The sequence below is a fragment of the Actinoplanes siamensis genome (assembly GCF_016862395.1).
Classification (GTDB): Bacteria; Actinomycetota; Actinomycetes; order Mycobacteriales; family Micromonosporaceae; genus Actinoplanes; species Actinoplanes siamensis.
The window spans coordinates 58,517-72,975 of sequence record NZ_BOMW01000021.1 but is presented as its reverse complement, the minus strand read 5'-3'; the positions used below and the strand labels follow the sequence as shown (position 1 = coordinate 72,975).

Below are 14,459 nucleotides of genomic sequence, written 5' to 3'. Positions count from 1 at the left end.
GGTCACCCCGCAACACCTCGGTCACCCCGCAACACCTCGGTCACCCCGCAACGCCGGGTTGCCGGCGTGCGCGATCCTGCTGGCATGCCACCGGGCCGTGGTTCACCATGGCGCGGCGATCGGCTCGGCGGCCGGTGCGGGTGTCCGGCCTCGTCGGTGAGGTAGCCGGCCGGCGGTGGCCGGAACACGTCCACCGAGCATTAGCCGGCAAATCGGACTGCTGTGGAGTTCTCGTGCGAGACTGCCTGGTATGACATTGATCGACCTGGACCGCGAGCCGGACGAGCGACCCGTCGCGGACCGGCGCGGGCGGGCCTGGCCGTGGGTCGCCGCCGCGCTGGTGGCCGGGGTGGTCACGGGCGGGCTGGCCGTGCACGGGTGGCAGGAGCACCGGACCCGCAACCAGGTCGGGCTCGTCGTGCTCGCGGACGCCAGCGACTGGATCGGCGACCGGGTGGAGCCGGGTGGCCAGGGCAGCGTCCTGCTCTACGGCCACGTCGCGATCGTCAACACCGGGCCGAACGCGTTCCAGGTCCGCGGCCTCGGCGGCGTGCACCTCACCGCGATGGGCGGGCTGGACCGCTGGATCGAGCCGGCCGGCGTCCTCTACACGTCGTTCTCGGTCGAGTTGCCGTGCGCCGGGACCGATCTCTCCGCGCTGGGGATGTCCGTCACCGTGGAGCCGCGCGACGCCGCGCGCCGGGACGTGCCGGTGTCCGTCGACGGCCACCCGTGGCAGCGGCGGTTCGGCAAGGCGTGCGACTACTAGCGCCTCGATTTTGGCCAGCACGTTTGCCGGTCGCGATCATGGACAGTGCGGCTACCGGGTCACGTCCCGCAGAACGTGCGGTAGGGGCCGAAGTCGCCGGGGGCCGGCTCCGCGTACCGGGCCAGGCCCGGCCGCTCCCGGAACGGTTCGGAGATCACCTCGACCAGGCGCTCCACCGGCGTCAGGTCGCCGGCCACGGCCGCCGCCAGGGCCTCCTCGACGAGGTGGTTGCGCGGGATGTAGATCGGGTTGACCCGGTCCATCGTCCCCGCGTCCGGTGAGAGGGCGCGCCAGCGGGCCAACCACAGATCAAAATCAGCCGGGTCCGGGAAGAGGGCACGTGCCGGCTCCGCGTCGCCCCGGGCCGCGATCGCCAGCGTACGGAAGAAGCTCGTGTAGTCCACCCGGCCGGCTCGCAGGATCGCGGCCAGGTCGGTGGTCAGGCCGGCCGGCGGGTCCTCGGCCAGGCCCAGCTTGGATCGCATCCCACGGGTCCACGCCGCGTCGAAGGCCGGCCCGAAGCGCTCCAGCGACGTCACCGCGAGCGGAACCGCCCGCTCCTCGTCGTCGTGGAAGAGCGGCAGCAGCGCCTCCCCGAGGCGGGCCAGGTTCCACTGTGCGACGGCCGGCTGATTGCCGTACGCATACCGCCCGCCGGTGTCGATCGAGCTGTAGACCGTCGCCGGGTCGACCGCCTCCAGGAACGCGCACGGCCCGTAGTCGATGGTCTCCCCGGAGATCGTCATGTTGTCGGTGTTCATCACGCCGTGCACGAACCCGGCCAGCATCCACTGCGCGATCAGCGACGCCTGCGCGGCCACCACCGCGTCGTAGAAGCCCAGGTAGTCGCCTTTGAGCTCGGGGTAGTGCCGGTCGATCGCGTGGTCGGCGAGCCGCCGCAGCAGGCCGTCGTCGCCGGTGGCCCGGGCGAACTGGAAGCTGCCCACCCGCAGGTGGCTGGCCGCGACCCGGGCCAGCACGGCGCCGGGCTGCGGCTGCTCGCGCAGGACCGTGCGGCCGGTGGCGACCACGGCCAGGGACCGGGTGGTGGGGATGCCCAGCGCGTGCATGCCCTTGCTGACGATGAACTCCCGCAGCATCGGGCCGACCGCGGCCAGGCCGTCGCCGCCGCGCGCGAACGGGGTCCGGCCGGAGCCCTTGAGGTGCAGGTCGCGGCCGCCGATCTCGCCGAGCAGCAGGGCCCGCCCGTCACCGAGGCGCGGGGAGTAGCCACCGAACTGGTGCCCGGCATACGCCTGGGCCACCGGCTTGGCGCCGGCCGGCGGCTCCACGCCGGTGAGCAGACCGGTGGTCAGCTCGGCGGGGTCCAGGCCCAGCTCGGCGGCCAGCTCCTTGTCGAGGATCAGCACCTCGGGCGCCGGGGCCTGCTCCGCCCGCCACGGGATCGCCAACTCGGGCAGCTCGTCGGCGAAGCGATGGTCCAGAGTCACGTCCACCCATCGACGGTAGCCGCGCCCGAGGCCAGCCGCCTCGGCGCCACGGGGCGTTCCATCTCACACCGGCGCCGAGGGGAACGGCCACCGGTCGCGTGTGTCGGCGCGCTGCCCGGCGGCGTGCCGGTGGACAATGGAGCCATGACTGACACCCAGCTCAGCGGCCCGGCGCCGCGTCAGGCGCGTGGCCGGGCCACCGTCCTGGGGTACGCCATGAAGGCGCTCCGCACCCTGCCGCGCCCGGTCCAGCGCGCCGTGCTGAGCGGCGCCACCGCCGGCGAGCTGCCCCCGGTGCCGGACTTCGTGCGGATGCTGGAGATCGCCGGTGACCTGCCCGACGCCGGCCCGACCCACGCGGAGCTCATCGCGCGGTACCCGTCGCTCGCCGGCGTCGAGGTCAGCTCGCCGGAGATCCCGGGGGTGCCGGCCCGGCTCTACCGGGTGCCCGGCCGGGCGGCGTCGTCGGCGCTGGTCTGGGTGCACGGGGGCGCGTTCGTCTCGGGCGGCCTGGAGATGGCGGAGTCGCACTGGACCGGGCTGATGCTGGCCGCCCGGGGGATTCCGGTGCTGGCACTGGACTACCGCAAGGCGTTGCACGGGGTGACCTTCCCGGCGGCCTCCGACGATGTGCTCGCGGGGTGGGCGTTCGCGGTCAACCACCCGGATCTGATCGGGGTGCCGTCGGCGAAGCTGCACCTGGGCGGGGCGAGCGCGGGCGGCAACCTGGCCGCCGGCGTGGCCAAGCGGCTGCGCGACGGGCAAGGGCGGCCGCCGGCCTCGGTGGTGCTGGCCTACCCGGGGCTGCATCCGGAGCTGTCCGGTTGGGACGAGCCGGGACTCGCGGCGATCCGTGGTAACCGCGACGCGGTGTACTTCTCACCGGAGTGGATCAAGGAGCTGAGCGTGCACTACGCGGGTCCGGCCGGGGTGACCGACCCGTACGCCTTCCCGGGGGTCGGCGACCTGGTCGGCACCCCGCGCACGCTGATCGTCAACTGCGAGTCGGACACCCTGCGGCGCTCCGGTGAGCTGTACGCCGAGCAGCTGCGGGCGGCCGGCGTCGAGACCACGGTGCACCTGCTGGCCGGGGCGGCGCACGGAACGTTGAACGAGCCACTGACCGAGGCCGGCGTCCGCACGATCGAGCTGATCGGCGACTGGCTCGGCGACTGACGGGCCGGCTCACCTCGCGGGCCGGGGTCGGCCGTTCGGTTGCCGATCTCCGGGAGTACGGGGCAGCGCGTCGCGTTGATCAACCAGTACCCTGGCCGCTTCGCAGGTTCTTCACAGCTTTTTGTGCAACGAGGTGAGCATGTCCCAGCCGCAGCCCGCTCCCTGGGGTGGCGTGTCCCCCGACCCCGCCCGTCCCGCGCCCGGGGGCCACCCCGCGCCGGGTGCCATCCCGGGGCAGCCCGCCGCGTACCCGGTTCCCGGGCAGCACCCGGGCGCCTACGTCGCTCCCGGCGCCTACCAGGCTCCCGGGCAACACCCGGCTCCCGGCGCCTACCCGGAGCAGGCGGGTCACCCCGCGCCCGGCGCCTACCCCGCGCAGGCGGGTGCGCCGGCGCCGGGTGCGATCCCGGCGCCGTACTCCGGGCAGCCCGTGCCGGGGCAGCCGCCGGCGCCGCAGCCCGGATACCCGCCGCAGGGCGTGTTGTCCTGCCGGTTCTGCGGTTCGGTCCCGGCCGCGCAGGCCAAGTTCCGCGGGCACCAGGGCATGCTGGTGGTGATGCGGTTCCTCAGCAGCGAGGGCCCGTTCTGCCGCAGCTGCGGTCTGTCCGTGTTCCGCCAGATGACCTCGAAGACGCTGGTCCAGGGCTGGTACGGCTACGCCTCGTTCATCATCACGCCGATCACCGTGCTGATGAACCTGGCCCGCCACGGCCGCGTCGCCAACCTCGCCGAGCCGCGGCCCAACCCCTACGGGCCCAGCCGCCCGCCGATGGATCCCGGCCCCCGCCTGCTGGAGCGGCCGATGACGTGGATCGGCCTGGTCATCCCGGTCGCCCTGATCTCGCTGATCATCTACGCCGCCACCCAGGGCTGAGCCCGGGGCCGCCGGAGTCCCGGCGGCCCACCCCGGCGACGGTGAGCGGTTCGCCGATCCGAGGCGGGTCACCGTCGCGCGGCTGTGCCGGGTGCCCGGCTCCCGGCGCCGCCGCTTCCGGCAGCGGCGCGGGGGCCGGGCACGCCGGCCGGGGACGGTCAGAGGAACTCGCGGCGGTAGAGGTCGATCATCTCGGCGTAGTCGGGGCCGATGTTCGCGACGTAGACCTCGTCGAAGCCGGCTTCCTCGTAGGCCTTGAGCTGGGCGGCGTGGCCGGCCGGATCCGGGCCGCAGACGATCGACTCCTTGATCATTTCCGGGGTGACCAGCGAGGACGCCTGCTCGAAGTGGCGCGGGGAGGGGAGCACCTGGGACAGTTCGCCGGGGACGCCGGCGTTGGCCCACAGCCGGTGCGCGGTGCGCACGCCCTGCTCCTCGGTCGGCGCCCAGCAGCCCTTGAAGCCGCCCTGGACCGGCTTGTCGCCGCCGCCCGCCTCGCGGAACCGCTTGACCAGGTCACCGTCGGGCATGACGGAGATGTATCCGTCGCCGATCCGGGCGGCCACCTCGATCGCCTTGGGGCCGAACGCGGAGACGTACACCTTCGGCGGTGTCTCCGGCCGCGTGTAGATCCGCGCCTGGTCCACCTCGTAGTGCTTGCCGCGGCGGCTCACGAAGTCGCCCTTCCACAGCTCGCGCATCACCTCGACGGCCTCCTCCAGCATCTCCAGGCGCTCGCTGGCGACCGGCCAGCGCATCCCGGTGATGTGCTCGTTGAGCGCCTCGCCGGTGCCGACGCCGAGCACGAACCGGCCCTCGTGCAGGACCGCGCTGGTCGCCGCGGCCTGCGCCACCACGGCCGGGTGGATCCGGACGGTCGGGCAGGTCACCGCGGTGGTGATCGGGATGCTGACGACTTGGCTGAGGGCGCCGATGGTGGACCAGACGAACGGGCTCTGACCCTGCTCGTCGTTCCACGGGTGGTAGTGGTCGGAGATCCACAACCCCTGGAAGCCGGCGTCCTGCGCCAGCTTGGCCTGCTCGATCAGCTGGGCCGGGGTGTATTCCTCGCTGGACAGGAAGTATCCGATTCGCATGGTGTCGCGGTTACCCGCCGGACGGCCGGAGAATCGTGCCGCTGCCGTACCGCTCGTGCGCCTGTTTCCGAGGCGTTCGGGGCATACCCCGGCAGGTCTCCCGGACAGATGTCAGATCTTATGTGTGCTCTGACGCTCCACCGAGCAAGAATGATGAAATGCCGGACATCAGCTGTACGGTCAGCCAGATCGGCACCCGGACCGTGGTGCGCCTGCGCGGTGACCTGTGCACGGCGACCGCCCCACAGGTCCGCGCGGCCCTGCTGAAGTGTCTCGTCGAGCGGCCCGACGCGGTCATCGCCGAGCTCGGTGACCTGCGGGTGCGCGACCGGGTGGCGCTGGCGGTCTTCGGCGCGGTGGCCCGCCAGGCCGCCCTGTGGCCCGGGACGCCGCTGCTGCTCAGCGATGCCGGCGGCGGGTTCACCGAGCTGTTCGCGAGCGGCCGGTACGGGCGGATGCCGCCGGTGCTGGCGACCACCGAGGACGCCCTCCGGATGCCGTCCGGCGAGCAGACGCCCTGGCTGGCCGACAGCCTGCTGCCCCTGGGCGGGGCGGCCGCGCACGCCCGCCGGCTCGCGGCCGAGGCCTGCGAGCGGTGGAACCAGCCGGCGCTGGTGGATCCGGCCCGGATCGTGGCGGGGGAGCTGGTCACGAACGCGATGGTGCACGCGCAGACGATGATCGACCTGCGGTTCTCGCTGGGCCGGCGATACCTGCTGATCGCGGTCCGGGACGGGTCCGACGAGATCCCGCGGCGGCAGCCGGGAGATCCGCTGGACCCCGGGACCCCGCGCGGCCTCTTCCTGGTGGAACAGTTCGCGCGGCGCTGGGGCGCCGTCCCGGCCGAGGGCGGCAAGGTGGTCTGGGCCGGCCTCCCGCTGGTGTAGCACAGCTGTCCCGCGGATCACCCGGGACGCCGGCACGGTCCGCGGGGGGACAGGCTCTAACGGTGCGCCGGGACGTGGCGGACCGTGGTGTGGAACAGGCTGAGCAGGCCGGTGGTGGCGAGCACGCCGTGCACCACGCCACGGGCGTTGACCACCTGGTAGGCGAGTCCGTGGTGCAGAGCCACGGCGCGGCCTTCCAGCAGCGCCCGGATGCCGGCCGCGGCCAGGAACGGGACCCGCTCCAGATCGATCACCAGCACCCGCACACCCGGCTGGCCCGCCGCGTTGCCGATGATCTGGGCCAGCGCGTCGCTCGCCCCGTCGTCGATCTCACCACGGACGGCGAGACGGATGACCCCCGCGCCGTCGTTGTGCTTGCTCACCGCGAACGAGCTGGTCATATCTCCCCCGGCGAGAGTTCCGTCCAGTTTCCCGCGCACTGACGGCCCGGTCCGGGACATCTACGCGGACTTGTCACCCTAACCGTGGCGGGTGGCAACCGCACGAGTTAGGCGTTTCGGTCGATTGTGACGGGGAACCCGATCACCATGCCGATCCTCAACCGCCTGGAAGAAGCCCGCCGCCTGGACGGCGTCAGCGATCGACTGCAGTCCGCGGTGACCGCCACGGTCCGCCCGCAGAAACTTCGTGACCTGCTGCACGGTACCTGGCTGGGGCATCCACTGCACCCGGTCCTGGTGCAGGTGCCGGTCGGCGCGTTCTTCTCCACGGCCATCCTCGACCTGCTGCCCGGCCGGCGCCCGGCTTCCACGACGCTGGTCGCGGTCGGTGTCGGCGCCGCGGTACCGGCCGTGGCGGCCGGCTGGGCGGACTGGTCGCAGCTGACCCGCGACCGGCGCCGGGTGGGCCTGGTGCACGCCGGCGCGAACGCCGTGGCGATCGGTCTCTACACCGCGTCGCTGCTGGCCCGGCTGCGCGGGCGCACGACGCGGGGCAAGGCGCTCGGGTACGCCGGGCTGACAGTGGCCGGGCTCGGCGCCTATCTGGGCGGTCACCTGGCGTACGCCCAGGGCGCCGGGACCAATCACGCGGCCGCGGACGTCGACCGGCTGCCGGAGGACTGGACCGAGGTGTGCTCCCTGGCCTCGGTCCCCGAACAACGACCGGTGGTACGCCTGGCCGGCGACGTCCCGGTGCTGCTCTACCGGATCGGCGACAAGGTGTCCGCGCTGGTCGAGCGCTGTGGTCACGAGACCGGCCCGTTGGGCGAGGGCGAGGTCACCGGGACGGGCTGGGACGCCTGCGTGGTGTGCCCCTGGCACGGCAGCACGTTCCGGCTCAGCGACGGCGCCGTGGTGCACGGACCGGCCGCGAACAACCAGCCGGTGGTCCCGGTCCGGGTCCGTGAGGGCCGCGTCGAGCTCCGCCAGCCGTGAGTAACCCTATCGAAGCAGGAGGTAGTCATGCCCGCGCGTGAGGACATGCCGTCCACGCTGAAACGATCCCCCAAGAAGGCCCAGGAGACGTACGTCAAGACCCACGACTCCGCGGTCGAGCAGTACGGCGAGGGCGAGCGCGCCCACCGCACCGCGTTCTCCGCGGTCAAGCACTCGTTCGAGAAGGTCGGCGACCATTGGGAGCCGAAGGCGGAGAAGGGCCCGAGCGACGCCAAGGCGGCCGGCGGGCGCGACACCAGGGCCGAGACCGCCGGTGGCGTCGACGCCAACGCCAGCAAGGCGCATTTGATGGACATCGCGAAGCGGCTGGACATCAGCGGCCGCTCGAAGATGACCAAGAGCGAGCTGGTGGACGCGATCCAGAAGGCCAACAACCGGAGCACCAGGAAGGCACGCGGCTGAACCGGGATCTGATCGCGGTGGGCGCCTCGGCCGGTGGGGTCGAGGCGCTGCGCACCGTGGTCGCCGGACTGCCCGGGGACCTGCCGGCGGCGGTGCTGGTGGTGCTGCACGTGCCGCGGCAGGCCCCGAGCGCGCTGGCCGCGATCCTGGACCGGTCCGGGCCGTTGCGGGCGGCGACCGCCGTGGACGGCGAGGCGCCGCAGCCGGGCCAGATCTACGTGGCGCCGGGCGACAGGCATCTGATGCTGATCGACGGCCGGCTCCGGCTCAGCCACGGACCATCCGAGAACGGCCACCGCCCGGCGGTGGACCCGCTGTTCCGGTCGGTGGCCCGGGCGCTCGGCCGCCGGGTCGTCGCGGTGGTGCTCTCCGGCTCCCGGGACGACGGCGCGGCCGGCGCCGAGACGGTGGCCGCGCAGGGCGGGCGGGTGCTGGTGCAGGAACCGGACGAGGCGCTGTTCTCGTCTATGCCCCGGGCGGCCCTGGCCCGGGTCCGGTCGGCGACCGTGCGCCCGGCGGCGCAGCTCGGGAAGCTGCTCGGCGAGCTGAGCCGGGTTGAGGTCGGTGACAGCCGGCCCGCGGACGACCCCGTCCTGGCCGCCGAGGTGGCGATCGGCGCGACAGGTGAGCCGACCATCGACCGGCTCGCCGCGGAACCCGCCGGATACGGCTGTCCCTCCTGCGGGGGCTCGCTGTACACGCTGGCGCGGGAGCCGGTGCCGCGGTTCCGCTGCCGGGTTGGTCACGCCTGGTCGCCGGAGAGCCTGCTCGACGAGCAGGCGGTGGTCACCGAGGGGGCGTTGTGGCAGGCGCTGCGGGCGCTGGAGGAGAAGGCCGAGCTCAGCCGACGGATGGCGGGCAGCGCCGCGGCCCGGGTGTCCGGCAGCCACTACGACCGGATGGCAGCGGAGGCGGAGAGCGCCGCGGCGTCGGTGCGCGCCCTGCTGGACCGGCTTCCCACGACGAGCGCGAGCCGTCAGGAGTGACCAGGCGGTGAGGAGCGACGTCCGGCCGTCCCGGTTGCGATAGCGTGACGCCGCCGGTGGACGAGAGGAAGGCACGGGAGTATGGACCAGGTGGACGCCGACTTCGAGGATCTCCTGACGTACCTGAAGGAGACCCGCGGATTCGACTTCACCGGTTACAAGCGGTCGAGCCTGGTCCGGCGGGTCGACCGGCGGATATCCCAACTGCCGGTCACCGGCTACGCGGAGTACCTCGACCATCTGCAGGTCCATCCGGACGAGTTCACCGCCCTGTTCAACATCATCCTGATCAACGTGACCGCGTTCTTCCGCGATCCGGAGGCGTGGGAACACCTGCGTACCGACGTGCTCGTCCCGATGATCGCGGAGAAACCCGAGGGCAGCCCGATCCGGATCTGGTCGGCCGGCTGCGCCTCCGGCCAGGAGGCGTGCACCCTGGCCATGCTGCTCGGGGAGATCCTCGGACCGGAGGAGTTCCGGGCCCGGGTCAAGATCTACGCCACCGACGTGGACGAGGAGCAGCTCAACGAGGCCCGGCACGCCAGCTACAGCGCGCGGGACGTGGAGAACGTCCCGCCGGAGATGCTGGAGCGCTACTTCGAGCAGTCCGGCAACCGGCACGTCTTCCGCAAGGACATGCGCCGCTCGGTGATCTTCGGCCGGAACAACCTGGTGCAGGATGCTCCGATCTCCCGAGTTGACCTGCTGACCTGCCGGAACACGCTGATGTACTTCAACGCCGAAACCCAGGCCCGGATCCTGGCCCGGTTCCATTTCGCCCTCAACGACGGCGGCGCGCTGTTCCTCGGCAAGGCCGAGATGCTGCTCAGCCACAGCGGCCTGTTCCTGCCCACCGACCTGAAGCGGCGGATCTTCCGCAAGGTGCCGTCCCGCTCCCTGGTGTCTGTCGGCCCGGTGCGTGCCGGGCAGCCGGTCGCCCTGCCGCCCCGCCCGCTGGTCGGCCTGGACCAGTTGCGCAACGCCGCCCTGCTGGCCGGCCCGGCCGCGCAGATCGTGGTGACCGCGGACGGCCTGGTGGCGCTCGGCAACCGGCAGGCCGAGTCGCTGTTCGGTGTGTCGTCGCGCGACGTCGGCCGGCCGTTCCGCGATCTGGACGTCTCCTACCGGCCGGTGGAGCTGCGCCGTTACATCGAGCAGGTCCAGGTGGAGCGCCGCGCGCTGCACGTCACCGATGTCGAGTTCAACCGCTCCGGCGAGATCGTGCATCTGGATGTCCAGGTCACCCCGCTGGTCGACGCGGGCGCCGGCCTGCTCGGCGTCAGCCTGGTCTTCCACGACGTGACCGCCGCGCGGCAGCTGCGGGTCGAGCTGGAGCACGTCAACCGGGAGCTGGAGGCGGCGTACGAGGAGCTGCAGTCGACGAACGAGGAGCTGGAGACCACCAACGAGGAGCTGCAGTCCACGGTCGAGGAGCTGGAGACCACCAACGAGGAGCTGCAGTCCACGAACGAGGAGCTGGAGACGATGAACGAGGAGCTCCAGTCCACCAACGACGAGTTGCAGGGGATCAACGATCAGCTGCAGCAGAGCAGCTCCGACCTGGACGCCGCGAACGGGTTCCTGGACGCCATCCTGGCCGGCCTGCGGGCCGGGATCGCGGTGGTGGACCGGGATCTGCAGGTGCGGGTCTGGAACCGGCAGGCCGAGGAGCTGTGGGGGCTGCGCGCCCCCGAGGCGGTCGGCCAGCACCTGCTCAACCTCGACATCGGGCTGCCGTTCGACCAGATCCGGCCGCTGATCCGGCAGTCGATGGCCGGTGACAGCGACGCGGCGCGGGCGCGGATGGAGGCGGTGAACCGGCGTGGGCGGCCGATCACCGTCCGCGTCGAGTGCAGCCCGCTGCTGGACGTCGCCGGAACGCCGACCGGCAGCATCGTCGTGATGGAGGCCGTGGCGACGCCCGGGTAGTTTGGCCGCTGCGGCAACGGGCATCCGCGAAAGAGCGGCTGACAGGAAGGCAACGGCATGGCAGCGGCAGCGGCGTTGAGCTGGAACATCGGCGAGCGGGACGGCTGCGTGATCGTCACGGTGCACGGGCGGCTGGATCTGGGCGCCACCCGGGGGCTGCGGGGAGCGCTGCAGAAGGGCCTGGCCGAGCAGCCGGCGGCGTTGCTGGCCGACCTGGCCGGGATGTCGCTGGGCGAGGAGCCCGCGTTGTCGGTGTTCACCGCGATCCACCGGCAGGCGGCGATCTGGCCGGGCACACCGTTCCTGCTCTGCGGGCCGTCGATGGAGGTGGCCGGACTGCTCGCCCGGCACCGGTACGGTGCGCTCCAGGTCCACCCCGCCGTTGACCAGGCCGTCCGCGAGGTGGTCCGGAACGAGGTGGTCGTGCCGATGATCAGCGATCAGTTGCTGCCGGTGACCGGCGCCGCCCGGCACGCGCGGGACCTGGCCACCGAGGCCTGCGTGCGGTGGGACCTGCCCGACCTGATCGGCCCGGCCGGCGTGGTGGTGACCGAGCTGGTGACGAACGCGGCGGAGCACGCGAACACCATGATCACCCTGCAGTTCGTCCGTCGCACCCGATACCTGCACATCGCCGTCCGCGACGGCTCGGCCTGGCCGCCGGAGCCCCGCCTGCCGGAGGGCGAGGGACTGGACCGGGGCCGGGGCCTGCTCCTGGTGGACAGCCTCGCGGTGGACTGGGGATGGCTGCCGACCCGCGACGGCAAGGTGGTCTGGGCGACCCTGGCCCTCTGATCAGTCCTGCAGCACCTCGCGCAGACCTGAGATCGCCAGAACCCTCGCGACGTACGGTTGCAGCCCGGTCACGGTCATCCGCACGTCCCGCCCCTGGGCCACCGAGTGCACCCCGTTGAGCATGCCGATCCCGGCCGCGCTGAGCAGCGGCACCCCGGACAGGTCCACGATCAGGCGGCGGCCGTGCCCGCAGGTCCCGGCCGCGCTGAGCAGTTCCCGCCGCACCTGGTTGGCGTTGTCCCTGTCGATCTCGCCGTGCACCGCGGCGCGCACCCCGTCCGGGGCGGTCGTGACGGCCACCCGGTGCTCCGGTCCGCCGGCGCCGGTCCAGGCCGGCGGGGTGTCCGACAGCATCGCCTCGCGCAGCCAGGTGAGCGCCCGGCTGAGCAGCCGGGACACGTGCATCTGCGAGATGCCCAGCTCCTCGGCGATCTCCACCTGGCTCAGGTTGCCCCAGAACCGCAGCGCCAGCAGCCGCCGCTCGCGGGCCGGCAGCTCGCAGAGCAGCGCCTCGACCGTCGTCCGGTCGTCGACCAGGTTCAGGTCGCCGTCCAGGGTGCCGAACAGGTCGCCGACCTCGGCGCCGTTCTGCTGGTCGCCGAGCGGCGCGTTCAGTGACTCGGTGCTGTGCGCGGCCGCCGAGGTCTGCGCGCCGAGCACGTCGGCCTCCTCGACCCCCAGCCGCTGGGCCAGCTCGGCGACGGTCGGGGTGCGGGCCAGCTCGCTGGTCAGCGCCGCCTTGGCGTGCACGAACTCGAGCACCCGGTCCTGCTGGCCGCGTGGCACGTGGACGCCCCAGGTGTGGTCCCGGAAGTGGCGCTTGATCTCGCCGGTGATGGTGAGGATGGCGTACGCCGTGAACGAGCCGCGCTCCGGGTCGTACCGGTCGACCGTCTTGACCAGTCCGAGCCGCGCGACCTGCTCCAGGTCGTCGGTCGGCTCGCCGCGCCCCCGGTAGCGCCGGGCCAGCCGCCCGGCGAACGGCAGCGCCTCGCGGACGAAGTCGTCCCGCAGGCGCCGCAGGGTGCGCGCGTCGGCGCGCTCCCGGGCGCGCGCGTACTGGTCAGCGAGCACGTCGAGATCCTCGAACGGCTCCAGCTGATCGGTATCCGGCATGAAACCACCCCCGATTGCCCAGGTGCCCCGCCCTGGTATGCCCCAAACATCCGACTTCTGCAACTGTGCCGGTTGCGGTCCGGTAGTGCATGCGAGTTGCCCCGAAGCGACCCTGGCGGCGTTCCGAAGAGCCTCACGGCGCCGAGGTACGGCGCTGTCGTCTTTCCGGGGGGTATCGCCACCTTGGCTCCGATGTTCGCACCGCTGAAGGAGCGCAACTACCGGCTCTGGGCCGCCGCCGACCTGGTGTCGACGGCCGGCACCTGGATGCAGGTGCTCGGGCTCAACTGGCTGATCCTGTCGGATACCGGCTCGGCCGCCACCATGGGCCTGGTCGTGATGCTGCAGGCGCTGCCGGTGCTGGTGCTCGGCACCTGGGGCGGCGCTCTGGCCGACCGGCTGCCGGCCCGTCCGCTTCTGATCGCCTCCCAGGCGGTGCGCGCGCTGCTGGCGCTGGCGTTGGTGGCGCACGGCGGCCACTCGCTGATCTTCGCGGTGGCCCTGGCCTCCGGCGTGATCAGCTCGTTCGAGGGCCCGGCGCTGGGCCGCTTCGGTTCCGCCCTGGTGCCGCCGTCGGCGCTGGGCTCGGCGCTGGCGCTGGGCTCGGTGCTCAGCTCGGCCGGCCGGATCGGCGGCATGGCGCTCGGCGGCGTGCTGGTCGGCATCACCGGACCGGCGGCGCTCTTCGTGATCAACGCGGTGTCGTACCTCGCGGTCATCCTGGCGCTTGCCGCGATGCGCATCGGTGAGCTGCGGGACCTGCCGGTCGCCGCGGCGGGGGAGCGCGGCGTGCGGTCCGGCCTGCGTTACATCGCCGGCCAGCCGGTGGTCCTGATCGTGCTGGCGCTCTCCTTCGTGCTCGGCTCGCTGGGCCGCAACTACCAGGTCAGCATGGCTGCCATGGTGGCCGGCCCACTGCACGGCGGCTCGGGCGCCTACGGCCTGCTCTCCACCGTCTTCGCGGTCGGCGCCGTGCTCGGTGGGCTGCTGCTGGCCGGTTCCGGCCGGTCCACCCTACGGGTGCTGCTCGGCACCGGCCTGATCATCAGCCTGTTGCAGATCGGCTCGGGCCTGGCCCCGGACGTCACCTCGTTCGCGGCGCTGATCCTGCCGATCGCCGCCGGCGCGGTGGTCTTCGACACCGTCGTGTCCACCCGCATCCAGCTGGACACCCGGGAGGACATGCGCGGCCGGGTGCTGGCCGCGGTCGGCATCGTGTCGTCGCTGTCCGGCATGGCCGGAGCGCCGGCGGTCGGCTGGCTCTGCGACACCCTCGGCCCGCGTGGCGCCCTGCTGATCGGCGGCGTGGTCACCACGGCGGCGGCGGTGGCCGGCGCGGTCGCGATCGCCCGGGTCCAGGGCCGCAAGGTGCACCTGCCGCACCTGCCGCACCCCGAGCCGCTGCGCGTCGCCGAGCAGATGGCGTAGGTCCCGTCGTCCTGCGGAACGCACGAGCGGGCAGGCGACACCGATCCACCGGCCGGGCCACGTCGCGGCGCCAAGCCATGAGCTCCACCAGCGCGAACAGTCCCCGTCCGGGTGATCCGGGCGGGGACTGT

14 protein-coding genes are annotated in these 14,459 nt (G+C 72.8%); 10 read left to right on the top strand and 4 right to left on the bottom strand.

The window, feature by feature from the left end; translation table 11 throughout:
• Positions 1-250: 250 nt before the first annotated feature.
• Positions 251-769: a hypothetical protein gene (locus tag Asi03nite_RS11575; RefSeq protein ID WP_203678876.1), complete on the top strand. Its 519-nt coding sequence runs from the start codon at positions 251-253 to the stop codon at positions 767-769.
• Between the two features lie 59 nt (positions 770-828).
• On the opposite strand, the gene Asi03nite_RS11570 is transcribed toward Asi03nite_RS11575, so the two are convergent.
• Complete coding sequence (locus tag Asi03nite_RS11570) at positions 829-2,226, bottom strand: protein adenylyltransferase SelO (protein WP_203678874.1); 1,398 nt, start codon at positions 2,224-2,226, stop codon at positions 829-831.
• A 138-nt stretch (positions 2,227-2,364) separates the two neighbouring features.
• Between Asi03nite_RS11570 and Asi03nite_RS11565 the strand changes: the two genes are divergently transcribed.
• Together Asi03nite_RS11565 and Asi03nite_RS11560 are read left to right on the top strand one after the other, a co-directional pair.
• Complete coding sequence (locus Asi03nite_RS11565; protein WP_203678872.1) at positions 2,365-3,396, top strand: alpha/beta hydrolase fold domain-containing protein; 1,032 nt, start codon at positions 2,365-2,367, stop codon at positions 3,394-3,396.
• Between the two features lie 139 nt (positions 3,397-3,535).
• Entirely contained in the window at positions 3,536-4,270 is a 735-nt protein-coding gene (locus Asi03nite_RS11560; protein ID WP_203678865.1) for a hypothetical protein, read from the top strand.
• A 158-nt stretch (positions 4,271-4,428) separates the two neighbouring features.
• On the opposite strand, the gene Asi03nite_RS11555 is transcribed toward Asi03nite_RS11560, so the two are convergent.
• Positions 4,429-5,367, bottom strand: a complete 939-nt coding sequence (locus tag Asi03nite_RS11555; RefSeq protein WP_203678863.1) for a TIGR03557 family F420-dependent LLM class oxidoreductase — start codon at positions 5,365-5,367, stop codon at positions 4,429-4,431.
• A gap of 158 nt (positions 5,368-5,525) precedes the next feature.
• Here Asi03nite_RS11555 and Asi03nite_RS11550 point away from each other — a divergent pair, with 158 nt between their 5' ends.
• Complete coding sequence (locus Asi03nite_RS11550) at positions 5,526-6,254, top strand: ATP-binding protein (protein ID WP_203678856.1); 729 nt, start codon at positions 5,526-5,528, stop codon at positions 6,252-6,254.
• A 56-nt stretch (positions 6,255-6,310) separates the two neighbouring features.
• Here the strand turns inward: Asi03nite_RS11550 and Asi03nite_RS11545 are convergent, their stop codons facing one another.
• The gene (locus Asi03nite_RS11545; protein ID WP_203678853.1) at positions 6,311-6,655 is read right to left on the bottom strand and encodes an STAS domain-containing protein; all 345 of its coding nucleotides are present in this window, start codon (positions 6,653-6,655) and stop codon (positions 6,311-6,313) included.
• A 147-nt stretch (positions 6,656-6,802) separates the two neighbouring features.
• Here Asi03nite_RS11545 and Asi03nite_RS11540 point away from each other — a divergent pair, with 147 nt between their 5' ends.
• The 5 genes from Asi03nite_RS11540 (at position 6,803) to Asi03nite_RS11520 (ending at position 11,784) form a co-directional block, all read left to right on the top strand.
• Positions 6,803-7,651 (top strand): Rieske (2Fe-2S) protein, encoded by an 849-nt coding sequence (locus Asi03nite_RS11540; protein WP_203678845.1) that lies wholly within the window; start codon positions 6,803-6,805, stop codon positions 7,649-7,651.
• A gap of 27 nt (positions 7,652-7,678) precedes the next feature.
• Entirely contained in the window at positions 7,679-8,074 is a 396-nt protein-coding gene (locus Asi03nite_RS11535; RefSeq protein ID WP_203678843.1) for a ChaB family protein, read from the top strand.
• Between the two features lie 17 nt (positions 8,075-8,091).
• Positions 8,092-9,060, top strand: a complete 969-nt coding sequence (locus Asi03nite_RS11530) for a chemotaxis protein CheB (RefSeq protein WP_239102618.1) — start codon at positions 8,092-8,094, stop codon at positions 9,058-9,060.
• An 81-nt stretch (positions 9,061-9,141) separates the two neighbouring features.
• A complete protein-coding gene (locus Asi03nite_RS11525; RefSeq protein WP_203678841.1) occupies positions 9,142-10,989 on the top strand; it encodes a CheR family methyltransferase in 1,848 nt (615 codons plus the stop codon).
• 57 nt (positions 10,990-11,046) lie between these two features.
• Positions 11,047-11,784: an ATP-binding protein gene (locus Asi03nite_RS11520; RefSeq protein ID WP_203678838.1), complete on the top strand. Its 738-nt coding sequence runs from the start codon at positions 11,047-11,049 to the stop codon at positions 11,782-11,784.
• Here Asi03nite_RS11520 and Asi03nite_RS11515 read toward each other — a convergent pair whose 3' ends face one another.
• Entirely contained in the window at positions 11,785-12,900 is a 1,116-nt protein-coding gene (locus Asi03nite_RS11515; RefSeq protein ID WP_203678836.1) for a sigma-70 family RNA polymerase sigma factor, read from the bottom strand.
• A gap of 192 nt (positions 12,901-13,092) precedes the next feature.
• Here Asi03nite_RS11515 and Asi03nite_RS11510 point away from each other — a divergent pair, with 192 nt between their 5' ends.
• Complete coding sequence (locus tag Asi03nite_RS11510) at positions 13,093-14,328, top strand: MFS transporter (protein WP_203678834.1); 1,236 nt, start codon at positions 13,093-13,095, stop codon at positions 14,326-14,328.
• Positions 14,329-14,459: the final 131 nt, after the last annotated feature.

Bases quoted from the DNA above. Each gene is read 5' to 3' on its own strand.
- Asi03nite_RS11575 (WP_203678876.1), top strand. From the start codon at position 251: ATGACATTGATCGACCTGGACCGCGAGCCGGACGAGCGACCCGTCGCG.
- Asi03nite_RS11565 (WP_203678872.1), top strand. From the start codon at position 2,365: ATGACTGACACCCAGCTCAGCGGCCCGGCGCCGCGTCAGGCGCGTGGC.
- Asi03nite_RS11560 (WP_203678865.1), top strand. From the start codon at position 3,536: ATGTCCCAGCCGCAGCCCGCTCCCTGGGGTGGCGTGTCCCCCGACCCC.
- Asi03nite_RS11555 (WP_203678863.1), bottom strand. From the start codon at position 5,367: ATGCGAATCGGATACTTCCTGTCCAGCGAGGAATACACCCCGGCCCAG.
- Asi03nite_RS11550 (WP_203678856.1), top strand. From the start codon at position 5,526: ATGCCGGACATCAGCTGTACGGTCAGCCAGATCGGCACCCGGACCGTG.
- Asi03nite_RS11545 (WP_203678853.1), bottom strand. From the start codon at position 6,655: ATGACCAGCTCGTTCGCGGTGAGCAAGCACAACGACGGCGCGGGGGTC.
- Asi03nite_RS11540 (WP_203678845.1), top strand. From the start codon at position 6,803: ATGCCGATCCTCAACCGCCTGGAAGAAGCCCGCCGCCTGGACGGCGTC.
- Asi03nite_RS11535 (WP_203678843.1), top strand. From the start codon at position 7,679: ATGCCCGCGCGTGAGGACATGCCGTCCACGCTGAAACGATCCCCCAAG.
- Asi03nite_RS11525 (WP_203678841.1), top strand. From the start codon at position 9,142: ATGGACCAGGTGGACGCCGACTTCGAGGATCTCCTGACGTACCTGAAG.
- Asi03nite_RS11520 (WP_203678838.1), top strand. From the start codon at position 11,047: ATGGCAGCGGCAGCGGCGTTGAGCTGGAACATCGGCGAGCGGGACGGC.
- Asi03nite_RS11515 (WP_203678836.1), bottom strand. From the start codon at position 12,900: ATGCCGGATACCGATCAGCTGGAGCCGTTCGAGGATCTCGACGTGCTC.
- Asi03nite_RS11510 (WP_203678834.1), top strand. From the start codon at position 13,093: ATGTTCGCACCGCTGAAGGAGCGCAACTACCGGCTCTGGGCCGCCGCC.